The sequence below is a fragment of the Microcoleus sp. Pol14D4 genome, assembly GCF_036701245.1.
In the GTDB taxonomy this organism is placed as follows: domain Bacteria; phylum Cyanobacteriota; class Cyanobacteriia; order Cyanobacteriales; family Microcoleaceae; genus Microcoleus.
Genome location: NZ_JAUBQM010000059.1, coordinates 1 through 25,501 on the forward strand (window position 1 = coordinate 1; position 25,501 = coordinate 25,501).

General features: G+C 45.3%; 24 protein-coding genes and 1 tRNA gene. 12 read left to right on the top strand and 13 right to left on the bottom strand.

The features are described from left to right. Positions 1 to 141: 141 nt before the first annotated feature. The 9 genes from QUA33_RS28300 to QUA33_RS19655 form a co-directional block, all read right to left on the bottom strand. Positions 142 to 327, bottom strand: a complete 186-nt coding sequence (locus QUA33_RS28300; protein WP_445243265.1) for a helix-turn-helix domain-containing protein — start codon at positions 325 to 327, stop codon at positions 142 to 144. 126 nt (positions 328 to 453) lie between these two features. Continuing rightward, complete coding sequence (locus tag QUA33_RS19620) at positions 454 to 615, bottom strand: hypothetical protein (protein ID WP_333100409.1); 162 nt, start codon at positions 613 to 615, stop codon at positions 454 to 456. 85 nt (positions 616 to 700) lie between these two features. Continuing rightward, positions 701 to 1,897, bottom strand: coding sequence for an LPS export ABC transporter periplasmic protein LptC (gene lptC, locus QUA33_RS19625; protein WP_333150439.1), 1,197 nt, complete (start codon positions 1,895 to 1,897; stop codon positions 701 to 703). A gap of 183 nt (positions 1,898 to 2,080) precedes the next feature. After that, positions 2,081 to 2,686, bottom strand: coding sequence for a LabA-like NYN domain-containing protein (locus QUA33_RS19630; protein ID WP_006631885.1), 606 nt, complete (start codon positions 2,684 to 2,686; stop codon positions 2,081 to 2,083). Between the two features lie 105 nt (positions 2,687 to 2,791). Then, the gene (metG, locus tag QUA33_RS19635) at positions 2,792 to 4,384 is read right to left on the bottom strand and encodes a methionine--tRNA ligase (RefSeq protein ID WP_333150441.1); all 1,593 of its coding nucleotides are present in this window, start codon (positions 4,382 to 4,384) and stop codon (positions 2,792 to 2,794) included. A gap of 833 nt (positions 4,385 to 5,217) precedes the next feature. Beyond that, positions 5,218 to 6,360: a heat-inducible transcriptional repressor HrcA gene (gene hrcA / locus QUA33_RS19640; protein ID WP_445243266.1), complete on the bottom strand. Its 1,143-nt coding sequence runs from the start codon at positions 6,358 to 6,360 to the stop codon at positions 5,218 to 5,220. Between the two features lie 361 nt (positions 6,361 to 6,721). Then, entirely contained in the window at positions 6,722 to 7,591 is an 870-nt protein-coding gene (locus QUA33_RS19645) for an alpha/beta hydrolase (RefSeq protein WP_333150443.1), read from the bottom strand. Between the two features lie 1,173 nt (positions 7,592 to 8,764). Beyond that, positions 8,765 to 9,490, bottom strand: coding sequence for a hypothetical protein (locus QUA33_RS19650; protein WP_006631881.1), 726 nt, complete (start codon positions 9,488 to 9,490; stop codon positions 8,765 to 8,767). Positions 9,491 to 9,575: 85 nt separating this feature from the next. After that, the gene (locus QUA33_RS19655; RefSeq protein WP_333068633.1) at positions 9,576 to 9,755 is read right to left on the bottom strand and encodes a hypothetical protein; all 180 of its coding nucleotides are present in this window, start codon (positions 9,753 to 9,755) and stop codon (positions 9,576 to 9,578) included. Positions 9,756 to 9,998: 243 nt separating this feature from the next. On the opposite strand from QUA33_RS19655, the gene QUA33_RS19660 reads away from it, so the two are divergent. The 7 genes from QUA33_RS19660 (at position 9,999) to QUA33_RS19690 (ending at position 15,983) form a co-directional block, all read left to right on the top strand. Next, positions 9,999 to 10,550 (top strand): GNAT family N-acetyltransferase, encoded by a 552-nt coding sequence (locus QUA33_RS19660; protein WP_172187348.1) that lies wholly within the window; start codon positions 9,999 to 10,001, stop codon positions 10,548 to 10,550. A 326-nt stretch (positions 10,551 to 10,876) separates the two neighbouring features. Next, positions 10,877 to 10,950, top strand: a tRNA-Pro gene (locus QUA33_RS19665). A gap of 152 nt (positions 10,951 to 11,102) precedes the next feature. Next, complete coding sequence (locus tag QUA33_RS19670; RefSeq protein WP_333100417.1) at positions 11,103 to 11,939, top strand: Tic22 family protein; 837 nt, start codon at positions 11,103 to 11,105, stop codon at positions 11,937 to 11,939. A gap of 120 nt (positions 11,940 to 12,059) precedes the next feature. After that, complete coding sequence (locus QUA33_RS19675) at positions 12,060 to 13,040, top strand: HemK/PrmC family methyltransferase (RefSeq protein ID WP_333150445.1); 981 nt, start codon at positions 12,060 to 12,062, stop codon at positions 13,038 to 13,040. Positions 13,041 to 13,263: 223 nt separating this feature from the next. Next, the gene (locus QUA33_RS19680) at positions 13,264 to 14,415 is read left to right on the top strand and encodes a YcxB family protein (protein WP_333150447.1); all 1,152 of its coding nucleotides are present in this window, start codon (positions 13,264 to 13,266) and stop codon (positions 14,413 to 14,415) included. 13 nt (positions 14,416 to 14,428) lie between these two features. Then, positions 14,429 to 15,022 (top strand): L-threonylcarbamoyladenylate synthase, encoded by a 594-nt coding sequence (locus QUA33_RS19685; RefSeq protein WP_333150449.1) that lies wholly within the window; start codon positions 14,429 to 14,431, stop codon positions 15,020 to 15,022. Between the two features lie 25 nt (positions 15,023 to 15,047). Then, on the top strand, positions 15,048 to 15,983 hold the full coding sequence (locus QUA33_RS19690; protein ID WP_333100421.1) for a HAMP domain-containing sensor histidine kinase: 936 nt from the start codon (positions 15,048 to 15,050) through the stop codon (positions 15,981 to 15,983). Between the two features lie 180 nt (positions 15,984 to 16,163). Here QUA33_RS19690 and QUA33_RS19695 read toward each other — a convergent pair whose 3' ends face one another. Then, positions 16,164 to 16,652 (bottom strand): GNAT family N-acetyltransferase, encoded by a 489-nt coding sequence (locus tag QUA33_RS19695; protein ID WP_333100422.1) that lies wholly within the window; start codon positions 16,650 to 16,652, stop codon positions 16,164 to 16,166. A 515-nt stretch (positions 16,653 to 17,167) separates the two neighbouring features. Beyond that, positions 17,168 to 18,151, bottom strand: a complete 984-nt coding sequence (gene hemB / locus QUA33_RS19700) for a porphobilinogen synthase (protein ID WP_333068624.1) — start codon at positions 18,149 to 18,151, stop codon at positions 17,168 to 17,170. Positions 18,152 to 18,590: 439 nt separating this feature from the next. On the opposite strand from hemB, the gene QUA33_RS19705 reads away from it, so the two are divergent. Both QUA33_RS19705 and QUA33_RS19710 read left to right on the top strand, forming a co-directional pair. Then, on the top strand, positions 18,591 to 19,574 hold the full coding sequence (locus tag QUA33_RS19705; RefSeq protein WP_333150452.1) for a DUF1517 domain-containing protein: 984 nt from the start codon (positions 18,591 to 18,593) through the stop codon (positions 19,572 to 19,574). A 328-nt stretch (positions 19,575 to 19,902) separates the two neighbouring features. After that, on the top strand, positions 19,903 to 20,457 hold the full coding sequence (locus QUA33_RS19710; RefSeq protein WP_333100424.1) for a cyclic nucleotide-binding domain-containing protein: 555 nt from the start codon (positions 19,903 to 19,905) through the stop codon (positions 20,455 to 20,457). 225 nt (positions 20,458 to 20,682) lie between these two features. Here the strand turns inward: QUA33_RS19710 and QUA33_RS19715 are convergent, their stop codons facing one another. Then, entirely contained in the window at positions 20,683 to 21,129 is a 447-nt protein-coding gene (locus QUA33_RS19715) for a hypothetical protein (RefSeq protein ID WP_333150454.1), read from the bottom strand. A gap of 366 nt (positions 21,130 to 21,495) precedes the next feature. Continuing rightward, positions 21,496 to 22,266 (bottom strand): hypothetical protein, encoded by a 771-nt coding sequence (locus QUA33_RS19720; protein ID WP_333150456.1) that lies wholly within the window; start codon positions 22,264 to 22,266, stop codon positions 21,496 to 21,498. 952 nt (positions 22,267 to 23,218) lie between these two features. Here QUA33_RS19720 and QUA33_RS19725 point away from each other — a divergent pair. The 3 genes from QUA33_RS19725 to QUA33_RS19735 all read left to right on the top strand — a co-directional run bounded on the left by QUA33_RS19725 (position 23,219) and on the right by QUA33_RS19735 (position 25,466). Further along, on the top strand, positions 23,219 to 23,917 hold the full coding sequence (locus QUA33_RS19725) for a class I SAM-dependent methyltransferase (RefSeq protein ID WP_333150458.1): 699 nt from the start codon (positions 23,219 to 23,221) through the stop codon (positions 23,915 to 23,917). Between the two features lie 357 nt (positions 23,918 to 24,274). Continuing rightward, positions 24,275 to 24,901 carry a 7-carboxy-7-deazaguanine synthase QueE gene (locus QUA33_RS19730; protein WP_333150460.1) on the top strand — a complete coding sequence of 209 codons (627 nt, stop codon included), beginning with the start codon at positions 24,275 to 24,277 and terminating at the stop codon, positions 24,899 to 24,901. Between the two features lie 121 nt (positions 24,902 to 25,022). Next, on the top strand, positions 25,023 to 25,466 hold the full coding sequence (locus QUA33_RS19735) for a retroviral-like aspartic protease family protein (RefSeq protein ID WP_333100431.1): 444 nt from the start codon (positions 25,023 to 25,025) through the stop codon (positions 25,464 to 25,466). Positions 25,467 to 25,501 lie beyond the last annotated feature (35 nt).

Below are 25,501 nucleotides of genomic sequence, written 5' to 3' on the forward strand. Positions count from 1 at the left end.
TGATTTATAGATCACACCAAACTCTCGCTCTACATAAGTAACCAGCTCATCTAAATTCCAATATTCTTTATTCTTTAACCACTCGATTACTTCAATATTTTGTCGAGCTGTTAAATACCCTTTTGACCCTTTATCTCCTAGTTAGATTCCGGCGAGGCCTTTGGTTTTAAATTGTTTTTTCCAATAACCAATAAAAAAATTACTTACACCTAAAATATTGCTGATTTCATGGTATATATTACCTGAGAGCGCCATCCTTACAGCTATTGCTCGTTTTAGTTCTCTTGCATCGATATCGCTTCTAATGAAAGATTCTAAACAATCTATTTTTTTTGCCTATCTTTTTGTTGCAGCTGTAAGTTATTCATTTTTTTATGGTCACGATCGAGTATTGCATATAATTGTATCACAATCATGATAATGATTTAGGATTGCTATAGTACAATATGCGTTTTAGATGCTGAACAGCTTAATCTCAAATACCCTATCTAAAAACTGCAGTCTCACCCCGGAACGCGAGAGTAACTTTTCAACAGCCTTAAACTCTCTACAACTGAACCCATCAATTAAGATAGATTCATCGAGTCCTTCTAACTTTTCTAAAGTTGTTGTCATCCCAACCGCTCCTTACTAAATCTAATCTTAATTAGATCCGTTTTCCCCTGCGTTAATCTGCCAACATCTGCAGTTGCAACTCCCTCTACTGTCCCAAATTTCCCTTATACTCGTCCGGTACAAATTCCGTAACCACTTGGCCACCGCCACCGTCGCCTTTGACAATCACAGTTTGATTTTTCAGCTCTCCCGCTGCCCTCGGTCCAGTCAAATTAAACACCGGATGTAGTTGCTTGTAAACCACATTTCCTTCGGCGTCGAAAGTCTGGTTAGTTAAATACCACGTTACTCGATCGGTATTTAATTGAGCTTGACGTTTTTCCCCAATTCCTACCACATTGCCCGTCAAATAAAATATTTTTTTCTCTAAATCTCCGCGCCCCGTATCGCCAGTCATCGTCACCTTTTCCACGCGGTGCAAAACCTTCACAGGCCCGGGCGATATCACATATTGCGCGGGAAAATTCCAACTCATCAAACTGCTTTCTATTTGCAGCGGTGGGTCTGATGGCATCAACTGAGCATTTTTTGTCAGCGTCGCAATCTTGGTCTTTAAGTCTACATCTACTTGGTCGGCAAAACCGCTGTCTGTTACTATTTTATCTTTGTATCTGTCTATTTGAGTGGGTTTGTCGCTGTTTACCTTTTGTTGCCCCACAAACCACACTAAGTGCTCGGTTCGCAATTGCAAAATCGGATCTTTAACATTGGCCACCACAGAACCGAATAACTCCATCCTCTTAGCCCTGCTGAAAACCCGCGCTTCCTTCGCTGAAACCGTCACCTGTTTGTTCTCTCCCGTCAAATTGTTACGGACAACTAAAACATCCTCCTTTGGTCGCCACTCCAACTCATTTCCGCGTAACACCACTCCATTTTTCAGGTCTGTAGCGACTATGTTACCTTTGAGAAAAATCTGATTTCCTTCCTGAAATACCTGCCCGGTTTCTCCCTGAATGTCATAAATCTCTTTGCCGTCCTGAAACAATTTGCCTACAGGTTTCTCAACGTTAACTATCTTTTTATCTTTGCTGTAAACGGCATTTTGCGAGTTTACTTTCCAGAACGTCTCGCCCTTTTCGTTTGCTTGTTCTAGAGTTACTTTGTTTAAAGTTAAAGTGCTGTTTGACTGTTGAGCAGTTTGGAGATCTTCAGCTAATTTATTCTTTTGAGTCTCTTGCGGAACTGAACAAGAATCAATCCCCAAAAGCAGTGCTGCTAAAAATAGCAGCCTCCATTTTGGGGATTTGAAATGGGAAAGTTGGGATGTGAGATTAATCATTGGGCATTGGGAATTGGCAATCGGTAATTGGGAATCGGTAATTGATAATTGGGTATTGAAAAACACTTAATCAAAAATTAAAAAAGTTTCATGCTTTGTTAAAATTTTTAACTTCTAATTCTCCATTATTCAAACCATTAACCATCACCCATTACCCGTTACGCATTATCCATTACCAAATCCCTATCTGTCGTCGTGTTCCTCCATCAAGCTCAGACCAGACAAAGGGCGGTAAGCATAATTAGGGCGCGATGTTTTTTGGATGTCGTCCTTAATCATTTCCAAATCGATATAGCGATCGGCTACATTAATCAAACTGTCGCTCGTCATCGATCGCAAACTCACCACCTCCACCCGCACACCGCGATAGCTCACAGCGTCTACAGCATAAGCCAAATCGCCGTCACCGCTCACCAGTACCGCCGTGTCGTAAGACCCCACTAAAGCCATCATATCCACCGCGATTTCTACATCTAAATTCGCCTTCTTAGAACCATCTGGCAACTGTACCAAATCCTTAGAAATCACGCGGTAGCCGTTGCGGCGCATCCACAGCAAAAACCCCTGCTGTTTCTCGTTAGTGCGATCGACACCCGTGTAGAAGAAAGAGCGCAGCAGCCGCGAACCCGCAGTTAAACGGCACAACAGCTTAGTGTAATCAATCTCAATTCCTAACTGCAAAGCTGCGTAAAAAAGGTTAGAACCGTCAATAAAAATTGCCACTCTACCCCGATTTTCTAGAACCTGTTCCGGCGTAAAAAGGTCGTTGCTTTCTATTCTATTCAACATGATTGTTATGCCTCAATTTTTATGAAAGATTGGTAAGGAAATAACTGCTAATTCGTAGTCTGTCATAACACCTAGATCGCTGACTGCCAACTATGAAGGTACTGTTTACAGCAGTTCGAGCCGCTTAAAAACAGGTTGGGGTTCCCCCAGAGTTTGGTTTGCAGGCAAAGCGCCCCAGGCAGCATGAGCTGCAAAATTCGCTAAACTGTTAACTGTAACTCGATCGTTAAAGTCAATTGAAAAACCTAGCTGCTGATAGATAGCGTTGCTGATATTGGGAATAATCGGCGATAAAAGGTAAGATGCTAGTCTAACAGATTCCAGAACAGAATATAGCACCTGTGCGACACTTTCGATCTGTCCCTGCTTGTACAAACTCCAAGGTGCTTGCACGTCAATAAACTTGTTCCCGGCTCGAACTAATGCAAGTACGGCTTCGCAAGCCTTGCTAAAAGCCAAGTCTTCGTAAAAACCCGCTACTCGGTCGCCCAAACCCCGGCTCATAGCCTTGAGAAGGTTGTCGTCCTCAATGTTTTCTCCCAACACATTTGGTACGCAGCCACCACAATATTTGCGAGCCATGTTTAAGGTACGATTAAGCAAATTTCCCAAATCATTTGCTAGCTCAGCATTCAATATATTGATAAACCGAGTTTCGTTAAAATCGCCGTCCTCTCCGAACTCAATTTCTTTGAGGAAATAGTAACGTACTGCATCAGCGCCGTATTTGTTGACCAATTCGACAGGGTTTAAAGTATTACCCTCCGTTTTCCCCATTTTTTTGCCGTCTTTGGTCAAAAACCCGTGTGCGAAAACGCGACCCGGCATCGGTAGATCCGCTGACATCAGCATTGCCGGCCAGTAAACTGCGTGGAAGCGAAGAATATCTTTGCCGATCAAGTGCAAGTCAATCGGCCACCATTTAGATAAAGCATTCTCCAAGATTGGGTCACTGTCCGGATCTAGCAAGGCGGTGACGTATCCCAGCAAAGCGTCAAACCAGACGTAGATGCTGTGACTGGGGTCAACTGGCATTGGTAGACCCCATTCGAGATTCACTCTAGAAATCGAAAAGTCTTGCAGTCCAGAGTTGACGAAACTGAGCACTTCGTTGCGTCGGCTTTCCGGCGCGATGAAGTCGGGACGTTCTGCGTAAAATGCCAGCAGTTGGTCTTGATAGCGCGAGAGACGGAAAAAGTAATTTTCCTCGTCGCGCCACTCAACTTCCTTGCTGGTGTGGACGGAACACCGATTGCCCGGCAACAATTCCCTTTCATCCTTAAATTCTTCACAGGAGACGCAGTACCAGCCTTGTTGCTGGTTCAAGTAGATGTCGCCGGAGTTCCAGACGCGGTGGAAAAATTCTTTGACAATGTACTCGTGGCGTCGCGAAGTTGTGCGGATGAAGCGATCGTACTGGATGTCGAGTTGCTCCCAAAGCGCCTCAAACGCCGGAACCACTGAATCGCAGTGAGCTTGGGGCGATCGTCCCAAACTCTCGGCTGTCCGCTGAATTTTCTGCCCGTGTTCGTCGGTCCCCGTCACCAGCAAAACAGATTTACCCCGCAGCCGCTCAAATCTGGCTAGGGCATCTGCAGCCATAGTCGTGTAAGCACTGCCAACGTGAGGTAAATCGTTTACATAATACAGAGGCGTTGTTATCGCAAAGGTATTCTTAGTTTTATCAGTCGATTTCATTGAATGCTAAAAGAAAATTCCCTAAATTTAGTTTCGAGCTTAACTCAGCAGTTAATTTTTTTTTGAATTGCAATCAAGCCAAATTCACTGCAAGTTATTTGCAATTGTCTAAGCCGGGCTATTCCCAAAAGAAATATTGCTTTCATCTCCACACTAATCTTTTTTAGTTGTTTTTGACGAACTCTCTAAAATGTCTTAATATTTTGACATTCTGCTGCCTTGGGAATCGACGATCGCGGGCTTCGCGCCTCCTCAATTTATTTGTCGCAGCCGCTATCCCTAGGGCGGGGGATCGCCCACCCGGTTTGCAACAAAACTCATCGGTTAAGCTGCTAAACCTCCCATTCGACTAACACTCCGCGACCACTTTCTCTAAATGCGCGATCGCTCACCATCGCCATCTCTTGCTCCCGATCGCTGGAAAGTCGATCGCCCGCAACTCCTGCCACTTTCCGAGTCGCTCATGGACGCAGAAACCGGGTTGTTTACGAAACTCTCTGGTCAAGCGCGAAGCTTTAGTTTCTTACCCCACAAAGAGTATAAAACCACATTGCGCACCCTCAAGTGTCACTATCGGTTTTTACTTATTTTTATGCAGCAATAAAACTATAAGTTATACTATAATACCGTAGATTAACGTATAAAAAAAAATTAAAAGCATAATTTATTACTTTAAAGATATAGTTTTCTGCGTAAATATGCTGTGTAACACCCCAAGGTGCGGAATGTGGGATAAAAGCCTAAGTTTTTTGTCACAAAACCCGGTTTATAAAGGTTGCGAGTACGTCCACAGACAATAAAACCCCAAGCCAGTTAAGCTTGGGGATATCACATCAGGGTGCATCTAACAAGGGATGATCCGATCGCCCTCGATCGCCATCAGGAAAACTAACTCGATTTCCACCAATAGCTTCTGACAAATAATCGGCTGCCGCTTCCACCACCGCGATCGCATTTTCGTAAACCATCCGCGTCGGTCCCAAAACCCCAACACTACCCACCGGGACCGATCCCCGGCGGTAAGTCGAAGAAATCAAAGTACAACCACGAATTGGTTCTAAGGAATTTTCCGAACCAATACGCACCGTTACCCGCTTGCCGGGGGTGTCTAACTCAGGCGATTCAAAAATCAAAGGCCAAAGCAGTTCCTGCTCTTGTTCGAGCAATTGCACCAAAGTTTGAACTTGCTGCAACTGCGAAAACTCAGGCAAGCGCAGCGCTTCTGCCAAACCGCCGATTAGAATACGCGTGTAGGTTGGATTGCTTTGGCGGCTGCTCAAAGCAGTCAGCATCGTTCCCACCCACTCAGCGTACAGCTCAAAGTCCCGGTCTAACTCGCTCCAGTCTACAGCCGAGAGTTCCAAGAGCGATCGTCCGCGCAACTTGGTGTTCAAAAAATTCGACAAAATCTGCAATTGGCGATCGACAATTTCGGCATCAGGCGTGTTACCTTCTGCGTCCCTCGGCAACTGCACCAAAACCGATTGAGTTTCGTAAGCATCCGTCACCACGATCAGCATCACCTTTCCCGGCTCTAGCTGCACCAGTTGCAAGTGGCGCAAGCAAGCCATATTGGTTTGCGGTATGGTGATCATGGCTATGTAACCGCTGATAGTTGCCAGGATTTGAGCAGCGCCACGGAGTGCCGCGTCCATGCGACCATCCGACCAATTGAGTTGGTCTAGTACCTGTTCCACCTTGCGGGCGAGCGTATCAGAGGGCTGAATCAACTGGTCTACATAAATTCGGTAGCCGGAGTCAGAGGGGACTCGTCCTGCCGAAGTGTGGGGCTGATAAAGCAGTCCAGCTTTTTCAAGAGTCCCCATCGCATTGCGAATTGTAGCTGGGCTGACGCTGAGGTTGAATTCGTCAGCCAAAGCTTTTGAGCCAACGGGTTCCGCTGTAGCTATGTAGTGGCGAACCGTTGCCCAAAGGATGTGTTGTTGCCGATCGGTGAGGTTAACGCGCACAGATATTTAAGCAGAATTAGAATTTAGAGTTGAAAGCCACTATTTAATCGAAACGTCTGTCCGAAGAGGGCGAGCGGGCAGACTTATCTATTTAAGATAACAGATTTAGGCAAAGGCAGAAGGAACAGGCAAGAAGGAAGAATGTTTTAACTTTTAACTTGTATAGCAACCGCCCGGACGCTTAGGACGTTCTTAATCGCACTTTCCCCATCTGGCCCATTACTTTCCTCTCTCCTAGAGAACAACTCAAGCCTTCTTCCTTATTCCTTTTTCCTTCTGCTATAACTTTCTATTTGGGAGCTTCGTTTCCCCGAACCGGATCTGGGTCCAATGCCTGATTCGTCGGCTTTCCTTGACCCAATTCGCTTTAAGTGTGTTCTTTCAGAATATTTTGCAGGTAACTAACCACTGCATCCGGCTGTTCCACCATTGCCAAATGGCCACAATCGGGAAGCTGAAGGACATTCTCGCCGCAACCTTGGAACATCCAATGAAAGCTAGCCAAATGCAGCACGTATTTTGGTTCCATAATTTTGTCTTTAGTACCGGCAATAAAATAAACAGGCTGCTTGAGTTGGGACACAATTTGTGGCAAGAGGTGAATCTCCGCTTCTGTGGTCGAGTCCAACAAAGCCCCCAAAGCTGCCTCTGGATGAGCTCCCACGAAATCTATTAAGCGCTGCCGTCCCCAAGATCTTCCGATCGAGCGGGCTACAGAATCGCGGGCAAAGACGAAATCTGCTAAGGGCAAGCGAGGCAGCCAGGCCGGACGCATTGTTACTAGCTGCTTGCCGACCGCTCGAAACCGCTCGAATTCTTCCTTAAGATAGATGCCACCCCCTGCATTGATGCAGACCACACCTTTAATACGATCGGACAATTGGCTGGCTCCCCATAGAGCGATCGTACCGCCCAGAGAGTGTCCCACCAGCCAAGCAGAAGATATATCGAGTTTTTCGAGTAAAAGTTCCAAATCGCGAGCGTAAGCTGCGGGAGTGTAACAGGAATTTAGCGGTTTGGAACATGGACGAGCATCGCCTGCGTCCGATTGAGAATCGCCAAACCCCCGTAAATCATAGGTAAGGCACTGATAGTTTGATGCCAAGCGATCGGTCAAAGGTTGCCAGTAGTGGCGGCTTAACAGCCAGCCATGGACAAATACCAGAACCGGGGAAGTAGCAGTCGGAGCCGTCAAATCGTAAGCGTGCCGAACCCCTAGGATGTCGATTGTTGCCATACTTTTATCCTACCCGCTCCATAAGACCTATGTAAACCTATGTATAGCCTTTCTCAGAAAGAGAGAGTACGCCGAAACCCTGTTTTCTAAAGCTTTTTCAGTGAAATTGCTTACCTCATCTACTCAAGAAGCGCTATAAGTAAGTCAAGAAGACTCAACTTTATCGATTTACCTCTTACTTCCTGCTGCAACGCGCGGTCTTAAGTTAACGCTACAAGATTTTTCTCCACTTCACTGGCAATCTTGGCCTAACTTGCCCTTTTATCCGATCGCCCTGGAATAAATATTCCTTCTCTCCCAGCGTTATATGTTTTTTGCAGTATTCAATTTTCTGTCTGCTGTATGATACTCGCAAGCATGACATACATCAGCGCGATTTTTTGAGCGCATTTTTCGACAACAATTTTCCCAGTTTTAGCCGATTTGGAAATCGTAAATCTTCGGAATCTCAGTATCAATTTTGATTACAAATATTTTGGTAGTCTAGTCCAAATTAAATTCGTACTTTCCACATTCAACTATTAAACCAGAAAAATTGTGATGATTCAACAATGCTTTAATCTATCACTTATATAGCTAAGTAGCCTTACTTATACCTAGTTTTGAAAGAGGTAATACGTAATTTTAGGGGATTTTTGCGAATACTTACGACTTTTGCGTGTAGTTCCGCAAGCTGATTTTACGAACTAAAAAAAGTCAGCAATATAGCAATCCTCCCATCATTGGTGAATTTATTAAAAACTCAGAGCGGGTTCGGGGAGGGTTGGGGTGGGGTAAAAAATTTACGACTCCTGCAAGAATTGCTATATTGCTGGTGAAACTCCCCTATGTCTCTGGCATATCTTTTCTATTAATACCAATTCACTATGAAGCTGCATTTAATATAACGCTAAGGATATAGTTCCAACCAGAAAGACATCAGCCTCATTTAGTGTATCTTCATAGTGAATTGGTATAAGGCGGTTATTTTGTAGATAAAGTACGCCATCAAGCTTAAAAAGCTTGACAACATCGTTTCGGGGTCTCCCGTGTTTATAATAACCGCTATCTAGACTCGTTTGTACGAACAATGGTAATGGTGTCGATCTTTTTGCCCTATCTCACTGGAAAACTTCTGTAAACTAATGTCTACTTAGAGAAATCTAGTTATTTAGATATCATCGCTAACTTGCCCTAAAATCGCTCGCCCAGCAATCTTTGTCGCACCCCCTCAGCGATTTTCTGCCCCAGATATTCGGGAATTAAACTTTCATTGGGCCCCAACAAGTAGAGAATTAGGCGAGTTCGCCCCCGCCAAACCAGCAAATTAGCATTTACGACCAACAAATCCTCTTGCCAGATGGCATACATAACTTTGTAAAAAAGTCCAGGTTGATTATCTGCTTCAATCAGCAAAGCTGGCAAGTGGAAAACCGGATCGACGTAGAATTCAGTTGCCACATCTTCCAAACCCGCGTCTAAATTAAATTCCACCGCCAACATCTCTTCAACCTCAAAATGTCCCGCCAAGGCCTCTCGAACGGCTCTACAGACGTTTTCTGCTGTTTTATCTGCCAATACCTTGCCACCGCGAGATACGACCAATTTGATAAATACCAGCATGGGCGGGTAAATTTGACCGTACAGACTCAGACTGTGAATTGTCAGTCCGTAGGCCGCGAGCACTCCAAAAATATCGCTCAGTAGAAAAGACTGGTTCCGGTAAGCAAAATGCAGGGCACTTTTGTTACCTTCGGCTCGGATTTCGATGACTGCTTGCCGAGTTTTGTAAAGCTGGTAAGCTAATTTGAGGTTTTGCAACTGGATTTCGCTGCTGACAAATTGCTCATAAAACTGCGGAAACGCTCGGTTAAAGCGCTTGAGGAGTTCTAGTGTAGATGGTTTTAAACCCGAAGCCATAATTGAGGAGAAGGTGCGGGAGATATATGAGGTATTGACTCTTCCATGCCTTATGGCAATGGGATTTTCGATTCGACGATTCGACTTAAATTGTGCCCGTCTCCTCACTAAAAGCAAAAGTCAAATCTGTCTGAGAACTTATCACGAGAATGTCACCGTTGCGCCATTCCAGTGGTATTTCCCACCAAGGGTATAAGTTCCGACGCGATCGGCGGCACTCAAAAGAAGCAATTCCCAAAATGCCTCTGTCCTGGTTCGGCAACAAATTTTACCTTAAAAGCGGGTTGTCCGGGCACTGGCTAGCAGAACAGTTCTACCAAACTTGACAGAATCAAAAAAGCGCAGACTCAATGTTGGACGACAAATCCCTGTTTTCGGCGTAAGATGAGTGTACCGTAAACTGTTCCTCAAGAGGTTACCCGCAATTCATCCCACGCCGATCGGAGTGGATTTATCTTTCGGGTTCTCTTTCTCGTGGTCCAACTTCTACTACCTTAACCGCGCCTGCATGGGTTTTTGGAAAAACTTATTTAGTAGTTCTGAGTCTGCCTCTGTACCCCAAACAGCGGATTTTGAGGAAGATGTGGCTGTTGGGTTAGGCGATCCGCTTTCCCCAACGTTTCGCAAACCCGCCAGCGGCAACGCTCGCATCTTTTTCAGTTGCGATCGGGACATTGACCTCTACGAACTCGAAGAACTTTGTAATGCAGTGGGTTGGTCCCGCCGTCCCCTGCGTAAAGTCAAAAAAGCTATTCAGCACAGCTTCCTAGTCGTCTCTATGTGGGAGATGCGGGGCAGCCAGCGACGGCTGGTGGGTTTCGCCAGAGCGACTTCAGACCATGCTTTTAATGCCACGCTTTGGGATGTGGTAGTTCATCCCGACTACCAGGGCAAGGGCATGGGCAAAGCGCTGATGAAATACATCATTAAAAAACTCCGCAGTGAAGATATCAGCAACATTACCTTATTTGCTGATCCTCAAGTGGTGGACTTTTACCGCAATTTGGGCTTTATGTCCGATCCAGAGGGGATTAAAGGTATGTTTTGGTATCCAGATTAGCGAGCGAGGTGCAGGTCGGCGTTGATTTGTTGAGGAAATACAATACAATATTGACGCTGCCAACACCGAATGCACCTGTGCGCTGCGGTCAGTGAGGCGTGGATGTATCTCGGTATCAGGGCCCTTATGAAGCTGTGCAAGTATTGTCAGTCGATTTGAGCCGAACACGATAGGAGTTAGGGGCTGGTATCGGTTTTTGGGTGGGGTCAAACCGCACAACCTGAAAAAAACTTTGCCTTAGCTGCATCTAGAGCTAAATATTTAATAAAGCTTGACAAGCAAGCGGTTTTGTGTGTTAATGGTTAGAGGTTAGCTAACTATAACACCGGGATGTAGCGCAGCTTGGTAGCGCGCCTGCTTTGGGAGCAGGATGTCGCAGGTTCAAATCCTGTCATCCCGATCGCACAATGTTAAATAATAGATTTAAGCAGAACTGTCTCAGATGTTTACATTTCGTCAAAATGAAAACAAATTGAGGCAGTTTTTGACGATCGTGTTAAGTCGCCAGTCTTTGCGTTAATGTGTTTCAGGATCGCTCCTGATGGAAAAAACATGAAATCATTAGTTCGTTTGGGCGCAATATTGGGAATTGTCGGCAGCACTCTGCTGGGCCCCTCCCCAATTGGCAAGATGTCTGCACTGGCACTGCCGGAGCCGCAAATTTTGGAAAAATTGCGATCGGTGCCAGTATTTACGATTACAGACGCTCAGGGTGCGCCCCTGATCGCTTCTGTTCCCAAGCAGGGTCAGGGTCAAACTGGTAATGCTTCCGTGGCGGGAATTTTCATCAGCCAAAAAGATGCTCAAGCTTTTGTCGATCAACTGAAAACCAGAAATCCTCAGTTGGCGGCCTCGGTGCGCGTGATGCCGGTGTCGCTGGGGGAAATTTATCAGATCACTCAAGCAAATAAAGGCAAGCCGGAGGAAGTGCAATTTGCTTTCGTTCCGGCTCCGCAGCAGGTGCAGTCGGCTAAAACTGTACTTCAGCAGACTGGTCAACAAGTTAACGAGTTCAACGGTGTACCTCTGTTTTTGGCCAGAGGCGGTGCGGAAAATGGTTATTTGACGATTCAGCGGGGTCAGCAAGAGGTGATTCCCTTGTTTTTTAACAAGGAGGATTTACAGGGCATGGTCGATCGTTTTAAGCAGCAGCAGCCGAACGTGACCGCCACAATTAAGATTGAGGTGGTGAACTTGGAGAGCGTTTTGGAAGCTTTGCGTACTGAGAACGACCCGTTTTTGACCCAAATGATTTTGATTCCGTCGCGGGAGTCGCTGGAATTTGTGCGATCGCTCCAACCTTCTGGTGCGGGCCAAAATCAACAGGTGGCTCCGGCTCCAGCTCGGCCGGCTCCAGCCTCTCCGGCTCCAGCTCGACCGGCTCGCTAATAGTTAGCCAGCAGTCATCAGTCATCAGTTATCAGTCATTGATTAGTAGGTTGGGTTTCTCGACTCAACCTACTATTTACGGATTAGAAATTAGCAATTAGCAATTATTACCAAAGTCTTATGTTAGTTTCGGGTTTAGAGGTTTGGCAGTGGATGAATCAAGCTAAAACCGAGGCGATTACCTATGACATTCCCCTGGCAGAAATCGACTGGCTGTTGCAAGAGCTGGCTGGTTTGGATAGGTTGGCTCTGCGTTTGGAGTCGTTTAAAGATTTGCCAAAAATAGAATTAAAGTTGTCTTTATCTGAACTTGCTCAATTGTGGCAGCGGCGCTTGCAGGAACGGGTGCCGGTGCAGTATTTAATGGGAGTTGCACATTGGCGGCATTTTTCGCTCAAAGTAACGCCGGCGGTGCTAATTCCGCGTCCTGAAACGGAATTGCTGATCGATTTGGCTGTAGAAGCTGTTAAAAGCCGTTTAGAAGCAGAAAATATTAATCAAAAATCTACCCCCCCCAACCCCCCCTTACTAAGGGGGGGAGAAAATTTAAACTTCTGGGAGCTTCGGGGGGAAGAATTTGCCAAATCGCATTGGGTGGATTTGGGGACGGGCAGCGGGGCGATCGCGATCGGCTTGGCTTCTGCGTTGACAAATGCTAGGGTTTATGCCGTAGATTGCAGTTCGGAAGCTTTGGCAGTTGCTCGACTAAATGCTGAGAATTTGGGTTTTTCATCGCGAATTAATTTTTATCAAGGTTTGTGGTGGGAACCGTTAGCCTTTCTCAAAGGTCAAGTCAGCGGCATGGTCTCTAACCCGCCTTACATTCCCAGCAGCACCGTGCTGACTCTGCAACCGGAAGTTTTGAAGCACGAACCTCATTTGGCGTTAGATGGCGGTTTGGACGGGTTAGATTGCATCAGGCATTTGGTAGAAACGGCTCCCGATTATTTAGAATCCGGGGGAGTTTGGTTGGTGGAGATGATGGCGGGACAAGCTGAGGCGGTAGCTGATATGCTGCAAAGTCACGGGAGTTACCGTGAAGTTCAGATATTTTCTGATTTAGCAGGAATCGATCGGTTTGCTTTAGCCTATCGGCGGTAGGAAGCAAGGCTAGCAAAGAGAGAATTTTTCGACTCTGTATACTTGCTTGATTTTGAGAGATTATAGTTGGGGTAAAAACTGCGATCGCACTCAGCACCCAAGAGGTATCACTGTGAAGTTGGAATACCAGTTTACTTTCAAAGAATATTTAGAAGCTAATAGAATTTCCCGGAAATTGAATCCTTTCGAGACAGTCAAGTTGTGGAGTCTTCCTATCGTTCTTGTGGGGTGGGGAATTGTCAATATTATCGCTGACCAACATCCCCTATGGGGTTATTTCATTCTAGGTTTTGGCATCTGCTACCTCCCTCTTGTGAATTTCTTAAAGTGGTGCAATATCAGCTCCTTCAATCGGTTGTTCTTTTGGTATATGCTTTTCTTTCCGACGATAAAATTTGGCATCGAACCGGGAATTTCAGTTGGACCTTTTTTGTTAATAGGGGCAATTTTACAACTTCTTCATTGGCTATTTCAATTTTTGGTACTCCTGTTACTCTCTCCGTGGAGACAGAAAACTAATATTTGGCACGAACTTGTTACTCTAAAAATGACTGAATGTGGACTGGAGTTAGAAACTGCAAAGGTTAGCCTCAAACTCAAGTGGCTATTTTACTCGCACTGGTTAGAGACAAAAAGTTTGTTCGTTATCTATTTTGACGAGTTTTCCAACATACCGCATTTTTTTCCAAAAAAACCATTTAATCAACAGCAGCTTCAAGGGTTTAGAGAATTGCTATACAGCAATATTCCGCCAGTTCCTCAAGTTGTTGATATGCAAGCCAGAAATTTTGAGTTTCAACTGAATTTTCAAGATTCCATGGAAGCTCTTGATGGGGATACAGAACAAACCTCAAAATCTCTCAATAGAAAATTCGTTAAAAGGGAATTACTAATAGGAGTCTCCTTTATTGTGATAGCAATTATATTCAAAGAAATCTACTTGTTAGTGGTGGGCGTTTTTTTTGTAGCCCTGCTAGTCTTATTGGGTAAAATTGTAGATATTTTTTTTGTGAACCCCCGCGACATAAACATAGAGATGCCTAGGGGCTTCATGGAGATGAACTGGGGGGAACCTACGACTGTGGAAGTGATAGGAGAGCGGCTGACATTTAAAACTCCGAGTTGGGAAGGAAACTTTAAAGGGGAAGCTTTTAAAGTCTTTATTGAAACCAACAATTTATTATTAATTTATCCTTTCCCGTCTCTCTATCCTGTGTCAAGACAAGCATACTTTATAGTTCCCAAGCGTGCATTCAGCGGTGAAGAGGAATTGTCGGATTTCAAAAAAATGCTGCACAACAAGATCGGGAAAAGCGGCTATAATTATTTCAAGAAAATGCAGGCGCAATTTCTCAATCTAAAATCTAAAATCTAAAATCTAAAATCGAATGGCGCAAGTTTCGATCGACTCCTTGATTCAAGGGGCAATTTCTGGTAATCATATCGTCAGTTTTCCTACAGATACTGTACCCGCTTTGGCTGCGCGTCCCGATCGCTCGGAGTTGATTTTTGCAGCTAAACGCCGCAGTCAAGACAAACCGCTGATTTTGATGGCAGCATCGGCGAGGGCTTTGTGGCCTTACGTGCAGGGAAGTCCAGCAGAGTTAAACTTGTGGCAGCAAGTAGCCGAATCCTATTGGCCGGGGGCGTTAACTTTGGTGCTGCCGGCTTCGCCAAAAGTCCCGGCGGCCATGAATCCCATCGATCCGACTACAATCGGAGTACGAGTTCCTAACTTTCCCCTTGCGCTCAAGATTCTAGAGCAGACAGGCCCTTTGGCTACTACCAGTGCTAATGTATCCGGCCAGCCGCCTCTGGAATCGGTGGCAGAAATTGAGGCTCAGTTTCCGGAAGTGTTGACATTAGTTCCTTCTGAATTAGCAACAGCGACGACAGCTTCGAGTTTGCCTTCGACTGTGGCTAAATGGACTGGCAGCGATTGGGAAATCTTGCGACAAGGCACTATCGAGTTAGAATGCTAAAAGCTAAACTCCAAGGCAAAGCAATATGGCGCCGATCGGCTGGAGCGACTTTATATATTTAGGTATGGGACTGGGGCTGGGTTTGGGAAGCAGTTTGATTTGGCGCCTGCGGCAAAAAAGCTCGCAACAGCCCGAACCTGCGCCCAAAGTGGCACCTCCTCCTCAAGAAATTCACTTAGAGAAGTTTGATGCCCTTTCCGAGCAACTTAAGCAAACTCAATTGGCTTATCAGATGGCATCGGAGATGAGCCAATTTAAGGCGGGTTTTTTGGCTCGAACTTCTCACGAGTTGCGATCGCCCCTGAGCACTATGATTGGTACGCTGCAATTAATTCTCTCGGATTTGTGCGACGATCCTGCTGAGGAACGAGAGTTTGTCGAGCAAGCTCACGCCGCGGCACTCAAGTTGGTGAAATTAATAGATGAAATTATCTCTGTTGCTAAAACTGAACACGGCACTGAAAGGATGGATATTGAGCCGATTCAGTTAGCTAAAGTTTTTGACGAGGTTGATGATTTAACTTACTTGCAAGCTGCTAATCGCGGCATTCGTTTGGAGATATTGCCGCCCGATCCTGGGATTTATGTATTGGCAGATTTGCCGAGGTTTAGACAAGTTTTAGTAAATTTGGTAGATACTGCTGTTGCTCAGATGGAGGAGGGGAGTATTTCTGTGTCTGCCCACGCTTCACCGGAATCTGGGTACGTTCACATTTGGGTGGACGATCAGCGTTCAGTGAGTGCTTGGAGCGAGTCTTGGGATTTGCTGAAGCACGATTTGGAGTGTGATGTTACCAAGAGCAGTGATAATTCTCAGGTGTCTTCTGGAATGAGGTTATTGATGAATCAGACTCTTTTAAGTTTGATGAGCGGCAAGTTGGAGGTTCTGGCCGTGCCTTCTGAGTCCGAAGAGTGCAATTTTAACCGAACTCAGTGTTCTATTCCTTTGGCAAATTCGTGAAGAACGAAGAAGGGAATGGATTGTTTAACGGATTGAGGGATGGAGGGAAGAAGTCAAGCGTCAAGATGAAAGAGTGAAGAAGGAAGGAAGAGGGAAATTATCTATCGGGAGTAAGGTGCGCGCTGCGCACCCTACATTTAAGAGATTTTGAGGCAATTTGGGTGCAAGTTTTCTGCTTATTTAACAATTAGCAGTTAGCAATTCGCCGTTGCTAATTTCTAATTCGAGATTCTCTTCTAGAAGCTGATTTTCAAGTACCATGGTGGTGCTAGCGTTTTTCTGAAAACCGATGCGCTCGTAGAAGCTTTGTTTGTAAGTTGTCATCAGGTAAACTCGCTCTACTCGGCACATCCGAGGGTGACTCAAGACGGTTTGCACTAATTTACGGCCGAGTCCTGCACCTTGGTAATCCGGGTGAATGGCGACATCCCAGATGGTAGCTCGATAGATCCCATCTGAGGTGGCTCTGGCAAAGCCGATCGCCCGTGAGCCGTCCCAAACTGTAACCACGGGTTCGCTGTTGGCGATCGCAATTTCCCAATCTTCTATCTTGCGTTCCCTCGCCCAAAAGGCGGCGGCTTTAAATAGTTCTTGGATCTGTACGATGTCTGCGCGATCGCGACCTATACAAAATTGAATGTGACTGGAATCCCTAGTCGTTGATGTCATGCTCAATCTGCCTTCAAGTTGTATCTAAACTGTGTTACTTTTACTGTTTTACAGGAGTGAAAGTTGATTTTGCTTGGGAACTATCAATGGTTGAATTCGCCATTTACAAAACTATTTTTAGTTATACATATTTTCTAACTAATTTCAGTGATTATTAATACTTTTTGGGGTAAATTCTGTAAAAAATTCTTTGAGTCAAAATTCTCAACTTATAACTCATACCATTTGAGATTTTAGATTTCAGATTTTAGATGGGGAATGACTGATTTTTTAGGGTTTGGAGTTTGTCTACAGAGAAACCGGGTTTTTTCTAACGTCTATTTCGTTACAGCCCACCGAAACTGTAAAAACCCGGTTTCGAGGCATCGTTTATTGGTAAGCGTAAGCGATAGCTAGTCTGTTGCCTAATTGCTCGCTCAAAAATCATCTATCGATAGAGGTATTGACTCCACGAAAACACCCGAAGATTGTGCTGTGGAGTCAATTCTTTAATCTCTAATCTCAAATCGAGGGAATCAGTTTTGCAGCCAGCGGGCGGCGTCTTTGGCGTGATAAGTCAAAATCAAATCAGTACCAGCACGCTTAAATCCTGTCAAAGTTTCCATCACTACTCTTTCTTCATCTATCCAACCGTTGAGGGCGGCGGCTTTCACCATCGCATATTCTCCAGAAACGTTGTAAGCAGCAACTGGCAGGTTAGTTGCTTCTTTCACGCGCCAGATGATGTCCATGTAAGCTAAAGCCGGTTTAACCATCAGCATATCTGCGCCTTCGGCAATGTCGAGAGCAATTTCTTTGAGAGCTTCGCGACCGTTTCCGGGGTCCATTTGATAGGTGCGCCGATCGCCAAATTGCGGAGCAGAATCTGCAGCATCCCGGAACGGGCCATAATAAGCTGAGGCGTATTTTGCCGCGTAAGACATGATGGGAATATCTTCAAATCCAGCGGAGTCCAATCCTTCGCGAATTGCTCCGACAAAACCGTCCATCATTCCCGATGGTGCGATAATATCTGCACCGGCTTTAGCTTGAGCAACTGCGGTTTTCTTGAGCAATTCTAGGGTGGGATCGTTCAAGACTCGGCCGCTTAAATCTCCGACTTCCAAATAGCCGCAGTGACCGTGACTGGTATATTCGCACAGACAAGTATCGACCATGACGATTAAATCTGGTACGGCTTTTTTAACTGCTTCCGTCGCTTGTTGGACGATGCCGCAGTCGTGCCAAGCACCTGTAGCATCTGTGTCTTTATCTGCGGGAATGCCGAATAAAATAATAGCGGGAATGCCTAGGTCGTAGACTTCTTTTGCTTCTTCTACTATTTTATCTACCGATAGCTGGTAAACTCCGGGCATCGATGTGACTTCTTTAGCAAAAGCTTCCCCCGGTACGGCAAATAAGGGGTAAATTAAATCGCTGGTTGTCAAGATATTTTCCCGTACCATCCGGCGGAGTTGGGGATGGTTGCGGAGGCGGCGGGGGCGGTGAGTTGGAAACATTATGTTTGTTTACGGTAGATTAAGTCCTGCTTTCTAGGACTGGCGGCGTTTATTTAAAAGTCTAAAGCTTCTTGTTGGCCGATCGCCCTGTACTTAAGTAAAGTTCTGTAAAAGCCAGGAGGTCGATTGTTTGTAGTAACTGAGATGTTGCACCATTGTCAATAACCATTTTATGGGCGGGCTAGAATATCCCAACCCGTACTCGCCACAGGAAATTCAGTCTTTGTGGAACAGGTCCGAAAGCCGGCTCTTGAGAATGGTGCCAGAATGAATTAGTAAGGAATGCAAGTTCTTTACAGCTTTTCTCGTTTGCAAACTCAGGCCTAACTGTGGTTGGATCGGTTGGTACGGATATCTCGCTGGCTTCATACCTATAACCAGGCTGCCCAGAAGCCAGGATAGACGGTAAATTATAAATGTATCGAATAGTAACGGTCTTATGTACAAGCAACTAATTTCAAAGATCAAACCGCTTTTGAAATCACTATTTGCGATCGGTCTGGTACTGACGCTAGCCCTCGGTAACGCTGATGGAGCTCTGGCGGCCCGCAGTGGCGGACGCATCGGCGGCGGATCTTTTAGTGCTCCGGCGCGCAGTTACTCATCCCCGAGTCGCACTTACGCGCCGTCGGGAGGAGGCTACTATCCGGGCGGCGGCTTTGGCGGTGGCTTCGGTTTCCCGTTCTTGCTGCCGTTTTTTGGCTTTGGGGGCGGGTTTGGCGGCCTGTTCTCGATTTTGATTTTTATCTCGATTGCTAATTTCCTCGTCCAAAGCTTCCGCCGCGCCGGGGGTGGAACTGACGAACTCGGCAACAGCGCCCCTACTACCACTGTATCTGTCGCCCGCTTGCAAGTCGGTTTGCTAGCAGAGGCCCGCGGTTTGCAAGCCGAACTCGACGCCCTAGCGCTAAAAGCGGATACCGATACCGCAGCAGGTCGCGCTCAAGTGCTGCAAGAATCTACCCTGGCGCTGCTGCGGCATCCTGAATACTGGGCTTACGCGGGCGCTGAATCTGTGCAAACTCGCTTGGAAGCAGCCGAAGCTAAGTTTAATCAATTTTCTTTGGCAGAACGCAGCAAATTTACTGAAGAAACGCTCTCGAATTATAACAACCAGCTCCGACAAGCAGGGAGCAGCAAGATCCTGCCTGGTTTGCAGGAAAATGGTGCGCTGGTTGCTTCTGATTTGAATTCAGATCCCGGAGAATATATTGTGGTGACGGTGATTGTCGGTTCTCAAGGTAAATTGCAATTGCCAGCCGTGAAAAATTCTGAAGATTTGCGCCAAGCTTTGCGCCAGATTGGGGGAGTATCGAGCGAGCAGTTGCTGGCGGTTGAGGTGCTGTGGACTCCTCAAGCCAACGGGGACACTCTGACCGCTGACGATATGTTGGCCGGCTATCCTGATTTGCGATCGATTTAGTGAGCAAGACTGGGCGCGGAGCATTGTCTGTCGCGCCCCATGCCGTACCAAAGCTGTGTGGACGAACCCGATGGCTTTGGAGAGGGCATTTGGCGGGATGTTGGGGAGGCAGATCGAGTTAAAGAAGATTGTTTAACAAATGCTAGTATTTAGAGATTATGATTCAGCGTGATTCATCTGCTATGGGCCAAGCCTACCTCATAGGGGTTTTGCAAAGAAGTTAGGCAGGATAAAAAACTGTATTGAGCGAGGACTGCTTCGGAAGAAGTGGCGATCGCGTGCCATCTAAATTTTATATAAAAGAAGAAGCGATCGAGAGCGAAAACTTATGGCCGACAGCAGCAGAAAAAAAGCACTTTTTATTTTGAGCCAGTTAAATAATGACGATATCAACTGGATCGTCCAAAAAGGCAAAAAGGAAGTTCTCGATCCGGGCGGGATTTTAATCCATGAAGGGAGACAGATAGATGCGCTCTACATTGTTTTGAAGGGGAGTTTGAGCGTTTTGATCGAGGCTGAACGGACTAGAGAACTAGCTAAAATAGCCAGCGGAGAACTTGTGGGAGAAGTCTCTTTCATTGATGCTCGCCCTCCTTTGGCAACGGTGAAGGCAATGGAAGAAACTCACTTGCTGGCAATTCCCCGGCGACAGTTAGTAATCAAACTTCAACAGGATATGGGCTTTGCTTCCCGGTTTTATTATGGAATTTCACTGTGTCTGGCAGACAGGATGCGCGGTACGATCAGACATATAGAATACGGTCGCAATATTGAATTAGATCAACCAGAATTTGAACGAGAGGATATCAATCCTAACGTTCTGGAAAATTTGGCGCTAGCTGAGGCTAAGTTTAATTGGCTTAGGGAAAATGTTAAAGCTTGAGGAATTTTAAGGCGTTTTTGAGCAGGCTGTGAAAACTGGCCGATTGATACGGTAATTGAGAGATGTATGATGTAACCTCTCAACTCAAAAAACCGATATGCCAAACAAAATAGGGGCGGGCTGTACCGGAAATATCGATCGATAACTGCCGGAACTATAAAAACCTGCCCCTTGGGTTTGCAGTTGCAATTTCGCGCGCTGAAACGCAACTACCAACCACACAATCTAGATAATGCCCGGCCCTTTGCCACGGGTGTCTGCATCCGTTGTCAGTTTTCCTTCCTCGCCTTTTTTATCTTTAACTTCTGCTAGAATTCGAGCGCGTTCTGCGGCTTCAGCTTCTTCTTTTGCTCTCAAATCGCCCGGTTCGTTGATGTACATTTCCGGTTCGATCGCGTAATTGTTAACGAGACCTTCTTTGTCTACTGTATAACCATCGGTGGTGTGAATGCTTTCGTCATCGGTTTGGTCATCAGTTTTGGCACTTTTCTGCTTCCCTTCGGTGGTGGCGTGCATAAAGTTAGCCCCTTCCCGTTCTTGCCGTGCTGCTGTCTCCGCAGGAGTAATGCCCCTATCGTAGTGGGGGGCTTCCATATTGGCTTCGATTTGTTCGTCAGCCGGTGTTGATTTGCTAACTTCTTCTTTGGGGGGTATTGGTTGACGATTAGTCATGATTTATTCCTGTGTTATCTTTTCAAAAAGGTCTTTGCGCTATATTTAAATACTAGGTCAAAGCTAGCTCATTCACAAACTATCTTTGGTTATAGTTTACGAAAAATTGCTGTTAGGGAAAATACCTTAACTGAGTCTTCCTGAAGACTGATAAAATTCGGTTTTTCTTAAGATTTTAACTACCTGTGACTATTTGTCATCCATCTAAAGATAGGTAATTGACAAGTGGATGTTGAGGATTGGGAATTGGACTAATGACTAATGATAGCAGTTTAGAGCCTGAGTTTTACGGTAGGCCAGCTCTCAAGCCAGATAGTCATCAGTCATTCCCAATTATTCAATTCTTTAATCTAAAATCATCTGAGTTTACGATTCTTTAAAGAAGCGGATGATTTCGCGGACATGGTTGAGAAATTGTCCGTCATCGGTGAGTTGGGCGATCGCACTTTCTGCATCTCTTCTCAGTTTAGTGTGTTCTGCCTGATTTGTCGCTTGCAAAGATTGTAGAGATGCGGATACAGTAGTTAGTTCTCTTCTGATAGCTTCCCGTTCCCGGTTTTGGACAGCCACCCACGAATTCGGATTGTCTGAACTTAATTGATTGGTCAAGTCTCTAACTGTAGACTCTAACCCTGCAAAGCGGCTGCGGAGTTCGACAATATCTTCGCGGGGATACAAAAATTGGCTGCGGATACTTGTCAGCCGTTGGGCTAAATACTGATAACCTCGGATAGCTGGACGCAGTACAGTTAACAGCAGTGCAGCACCGGAACTGAGATAGCCAATAGCACTAATTCCGGTGGCGGCTAGGGCGTAAAGTGCGATCGCGCTAAACAGGTGAAGTGCGATCGCCGCAAAGAGCGATCGGCTAACTAATACAGTAACGTATTTGACTTGTTCCCGATCGACAGCAATGTTTTTTTTAGTCGATTCTGCGGCTTGCGCTAAAACTTCTTTTGCTTCAAAATGAATATTCCAGGGAACTGTAACTATCAGCAACAGCCATTCAAAAATAGCAATGGCAATTACCCAATCAATAAAACTGCCGGCAGGGACGTGCAGCCATTGGAGAATGGCAAAAACTAGCAGCAAAAATATGCCTGTGACGGCACCAAAACCTGCGAAAGTGTAATACATAGCGATGCCTTGGTGGAATGTTGTTTTGATTTTGGGTAGCTTATTTCGGTATAGAGGAATAAGCTGTGACAGTTAAGTAATCGTCCTATTAATCCCGGTTTCTAAGTTATGAGTAATAGTGCGGCTCAAAGGTTGCTACAAGCCGGGCTTTTGCCCACAAATACTTGCTCTACCTCAATCGTGAAATGTTATTTTGATTGTGGGTAGCTTGTTTAGGTGTGGAGGAATAAGCTGTGACAGTTAAGTAATCGTCCTATTAAACTCAGTTTGTTAGTGAATAGTAATACTCTGAGACACCCGGATTTCCCGACTCCTGGTTTGTTTCAGGAAAATAAATCGGCTTTAACCCATAAATAAGGCTTAAAGGAAACGGTTTCTTTTTTGGGAGTGCGTAAGTCCTCAATAATTAGTCATTCCGGGTTAAGTAGAGCGACACGAAAAAACTTAAAAATGTAACAAACTGTAAACAAATCACAACCTCTGGGATTGCTTCATTCCACTGGCAATGACATACTTATATTTTTCGCAGTTTGTCTACTTCGCGATCGGGATGAAGTCACTTTCTCCCCAACTCATACATTTGAGATTTATTTGAGATGCGAGATGGGCAATAGCTTATTGTGTATGGGCTTGCAGCTTGTCTACCGTTGCATTAATCTTTTGAAATCGTATCACTAACGGCGTTACACGGTGCTAGAAAAGCAGGAATCTCAAAACGCTCCCCTCTTCCATTTTTCTTTTCCAGAGCTGCTAAATCACCTGTAGCTGAGATAAACTGATTTGGAAGTAGATCTCGCGTTTTGCAATTTGCCTCTGTGTAACCGAGACACTGCTACTGCAACCTGTCATCAGCCACAGCAAAATAGGTGCCAAAATTAACTCTACAGTCTCCGATTTCCATTAACAGCGCATCTATAATCTAAAATCAAAAGTCAGCAGCAAGGACAAACCGATGGCGAACTCAACTCTTGGCTTAGAAAATCAACTTTACGATTATCTGTTATCTATTTCTCTGCGGGAGCCAGATATTCTCGCTTCACTACGGGAAGAAACTGCTAAACATCCTATGGCCCAGATGCAGATTGCTCCCGAACAAGGTCAGTTTATGGAGCTCGTGGTGCAGCTTATGGGAGCGACCAAAACCTTAGAAATTGGCGTTTTTACTGGTTATAGCTCGCTGTGCGTAGCTTTAGCGCTGCCTTCAAACGGTCAGATTATTGCCTGCGATGTCAGCGAGGAATATACTGCGATCGCACGACGGTATTGGGAAGCTGCGGGCGTTGCTAATAAGATTTCTTTGCAGTTGGGTCCCGCAATAAATACTCTCGACAAACTAATAGCCGAGGGACAAGCTGGAACCTTTGATTTTGCCTTCATCGACGCTGATAAAGAAAATTATGAGGCTTATTTTGAGCGATCGCTGCAACTTGTACGAAATGGCGGTTTAATTGTAATTGACAATGTTCTGTGGTCTGGACGAGTTGCCGATCCTCAAGTACAAGACGAAAGCACCACCGCCATTCGTACTTTTAACGACAAATTGCGTAACGATCCCAGAGTTACTCTCAGTGTTGTCCCCATTGCTGATGGACTGACTTTGGCCCTAAAACGCCGTTGGGCTACTCTGATGGAACCGGAACAGGATAATTAAAGAGTTATTTGCGGTTTGTGGTGGATTTCTAAGGACTCATACCAAAGCTATGAAGAAACCGGATTGCTGAGTCAGTCGATTTTAGATTTTAGATTTTAGATTTTAGATTTACCCCACAGATAAATCTGGGATCTTGAACTTTGGTCTAAAATTTTTATCTTTCCACGACAGGAGTACGTGGCACGGTATCCGTTTTTGGGCTGGGTCAAGCTTCTGGGATAAAACGGATAATTTTTTTTCATAAACCCCGTTTATAGGTTCAGGACTGTTTTTATTTGCTGCAAACCGCGAAGAAATAACAATTTAAGAATATTATATCTAAACAACGTAATTAATTGATTTGAGGCGTAACTTCTGGTGTCTAATTTACAACTAAAATTACCAATTCATGAAACTTTTCAGTGTACTGTTCAAGGCGAAGGTTATTGGACGGGGACTTTAGTTGATTTTATCAGATTGGCCGGTTGCCCTGTGCGTTGTCCTTGGTGCGACACAGGCTACGCAAATGGGGGCAAAGGTTTGCCGTCTGTGCCGCAGTCGATCGCCCAATTGCTCGCTCAATTGCAGTCTCCAAGGGTTGTCATTACTGGCGGCGAACCTTTCATTCACCGCGATTTGCCGGAGTTAGTTGAAGCTTTGTTAGAAGCTGACAAGCAGGTGAGTATTGAAACTTCCGGTGCTTGCTGGCAGGATGTTTCCCCCCAGGCTTGGATTACTCTTTCTCCGAAGGAACACGTCAATCCTAAATATCCGGTGCAAGAGCTTTTTTGGACGAGAGCTAATGAAATTAAGTTGGTGATTAGCACTGGCGAAGAAGTTGAATTTTATCACAAGCATTGGGAAGATAATGTGAATATTCCGGTTTTCTTGCAACCAGAATGGAACTCCCAAAAATCAGCAATTCCCATTATTTTGGGATTGCTCAAACAAAATCCTAGTTACAGGCTATCTTTGCAAACTCACAAATTTATTGGCGTGCAATAATTTGATAATTTAGCTATAGATATTCGTCAGGGCGGTGCAGAATGGGCAGTGCATCGTTGCCTGAAAATCTGTGCAAATATGTGCTATAATTAAAGCAGAAATTTATGATAATTGGAACGTAATGGAAACAACTACGGAAACTCCAATGGGAAAAGTTATCACAACCTTAGTAATTACGAATCGGCTGGATGAAGGGAAAGCCGAAGATGGTCTGATTCCAATGGAGCAAGTGAGGTCTGTTACTCTAGAAAATGTTTTGGTGGATACGGGCGCGACAACTTTGTGTTTGCCTAAAGATGTTCTCGCCAGACTGGGTTTGAAAATTCTCAAGCAAGTGGTTGTGGAAACAGCCACGGGTATTAGTGAGGCGAGGATTTTTCAAGATGCCAAGATTTCTCTGTGCGGACGCGAAGGGACTTTTGAGTGTTTGGAATTGCCAGAGGGGAAAACTCCACTTTTAGGGGTGATTCCGATGGAAGCGCTGGGAATTGAAGTGGATTTGAAAAATCAAAGATTGAAAGTTTTGCCCGACGGGCCGACGGAAACTTATTGGACAATTCTTTGATATTCTTGAGTTTGGATGCCAGCTATTCGATCTGC

Excerpts from the sequence above, each read along its gene's own strand:
- QUA33_RS19620 (WP_333100409.1), bottom strand. The coding sequence starts at position 615 with ATGACAACAACTTTAGAAAAGTTAGAAGGACTCGATGAATCTATCTTA.
- lptC (WP_333150439.1), bottom strand. The coding sequence starts at position 1,897 with ATGATTAATCTCACATCCCAACTTTCCCATTTCAAATCCCCAAAATGG.
- QUA33_RS19630 (WP_006631885.1), bottom strand. The coding sequence starts at position 2,686 with ATGTTGAATAGAATAGAAAGCAACGACCTTTTTACGCCGGAACAGGTT.
- metG (WP_333150441.1), bottom strand. The coding sequence starts at position 4,384 with ATGAAATCGACTGATAAAACTAAGAATACCTTTGCGATAACAACGCCT.
- QUA33_RS19645 (WP_333150443.1), bottom strand. The coding sequence starts at position 7,591 with ATGGCAACAATCGACATCCTAGGGGTTCGGCACGCTTACGATTTGACG.
- QUA33_RS19650 (WP_006631881.1), bottom strand. The coding sequence starts at position 9,490 with ATGGCTTCGGGTTTAAAACCATCTACACTAGAACTCCTCAAGCGCTTT.
- QUA33_RS19660 (WP_172187348.1), top strand. The coding sequence starts at position 9,999 with ATGGGTTTTTGGAAAAACTTATTTAGTAGTTCTGAGTCTGCCTCTGTA.
- QUA33_RS19670 (WP_333100417.1), top strand. The coding sequence starts at position 11,103 with ATGAAATCATTAGTTCGTTTGGGCGCAATATTGGGAATTGTCGGCAGC.
- QUA33_RS19675 (WP_333150445.1), top strand. The coding sequence starts at position 12,060 with ATGTTAGTTTCGGGTTTAGAGGTTTGGCAGTGGATGAATCAAGCTAAA.
- QUA33_RS19685 (WP_333150449.1), top strand. The coding sequence starts at position 14,429 with ATGGCGCAAGTTTCGATCGACTCCTTGATTCAAGGGGCAATTTCTGGT.
- QUA33_RS19690 (WP_333100421.1), top strand. The coding sequence starts at position 15,048 with ATGGCGCCGATCGGCTGGAGCGACTTTATATATTTAGGTATGGGACTG.
- QUA33_RS19695 (WP_333100422.1), bottom strand. The coding sequence starts at position 16,652 with ATGACATCAACGACTAGGGATTCCAGTCACATTCAATTTTGTATAGGT.
- hemB (WP_333068624.1), bottom strand. The coding sequence starts at position 18,151 with ATGTTTCCAACTCACCGCCCCCGCCGCCTCCGCAACCATCCCCAACTC.
- QUA33_RS19705 (WP_333150452.1), top strand. The coding sequence starts at position 18,591 with ATGTACAAGCAACTAATTTCAAAGATCAAACCGCTTTTGAAATCACTA.
- QUA33_RS19710 (WP_333100424.1), top strand. The coding sequence starts at position 19,903 with ATGGCCGACAGCAGCAGAAAAAAAGCACTTTTTATTTTGAGCCAGTTA.
- QUA33_RS19715 (WP_333150454.1), bottom strand. The coding sequence starts at position 21,129 with ATGACTAATCGTCAACCAATACCCCCCAAAGAAGAAGTTAGCAAATCA.
- QUA33_RS19720 (WP_333150456.1), bottom strand. The coding sequence starts at position 22,266 with ATGTATTACACTTTCGCAGGTTTTGGTGCCGTCACAGGCATATTTTTG.
- QUA33_RS19725 (WP_333150458.1), top strand. The coding sequence starts at position 23,219 with ATGGCGAACTCAACTCTTGGCTTAGAAAATCAACTTTACGATTATCTG.
- QUA33_RS19735 (WP_333100431.1), top strand. The coding sequence starts at position 25,023 with ATGGAAACAACTACGGAAACTCCAATGGGAAAAGTTATCACAACCTTA.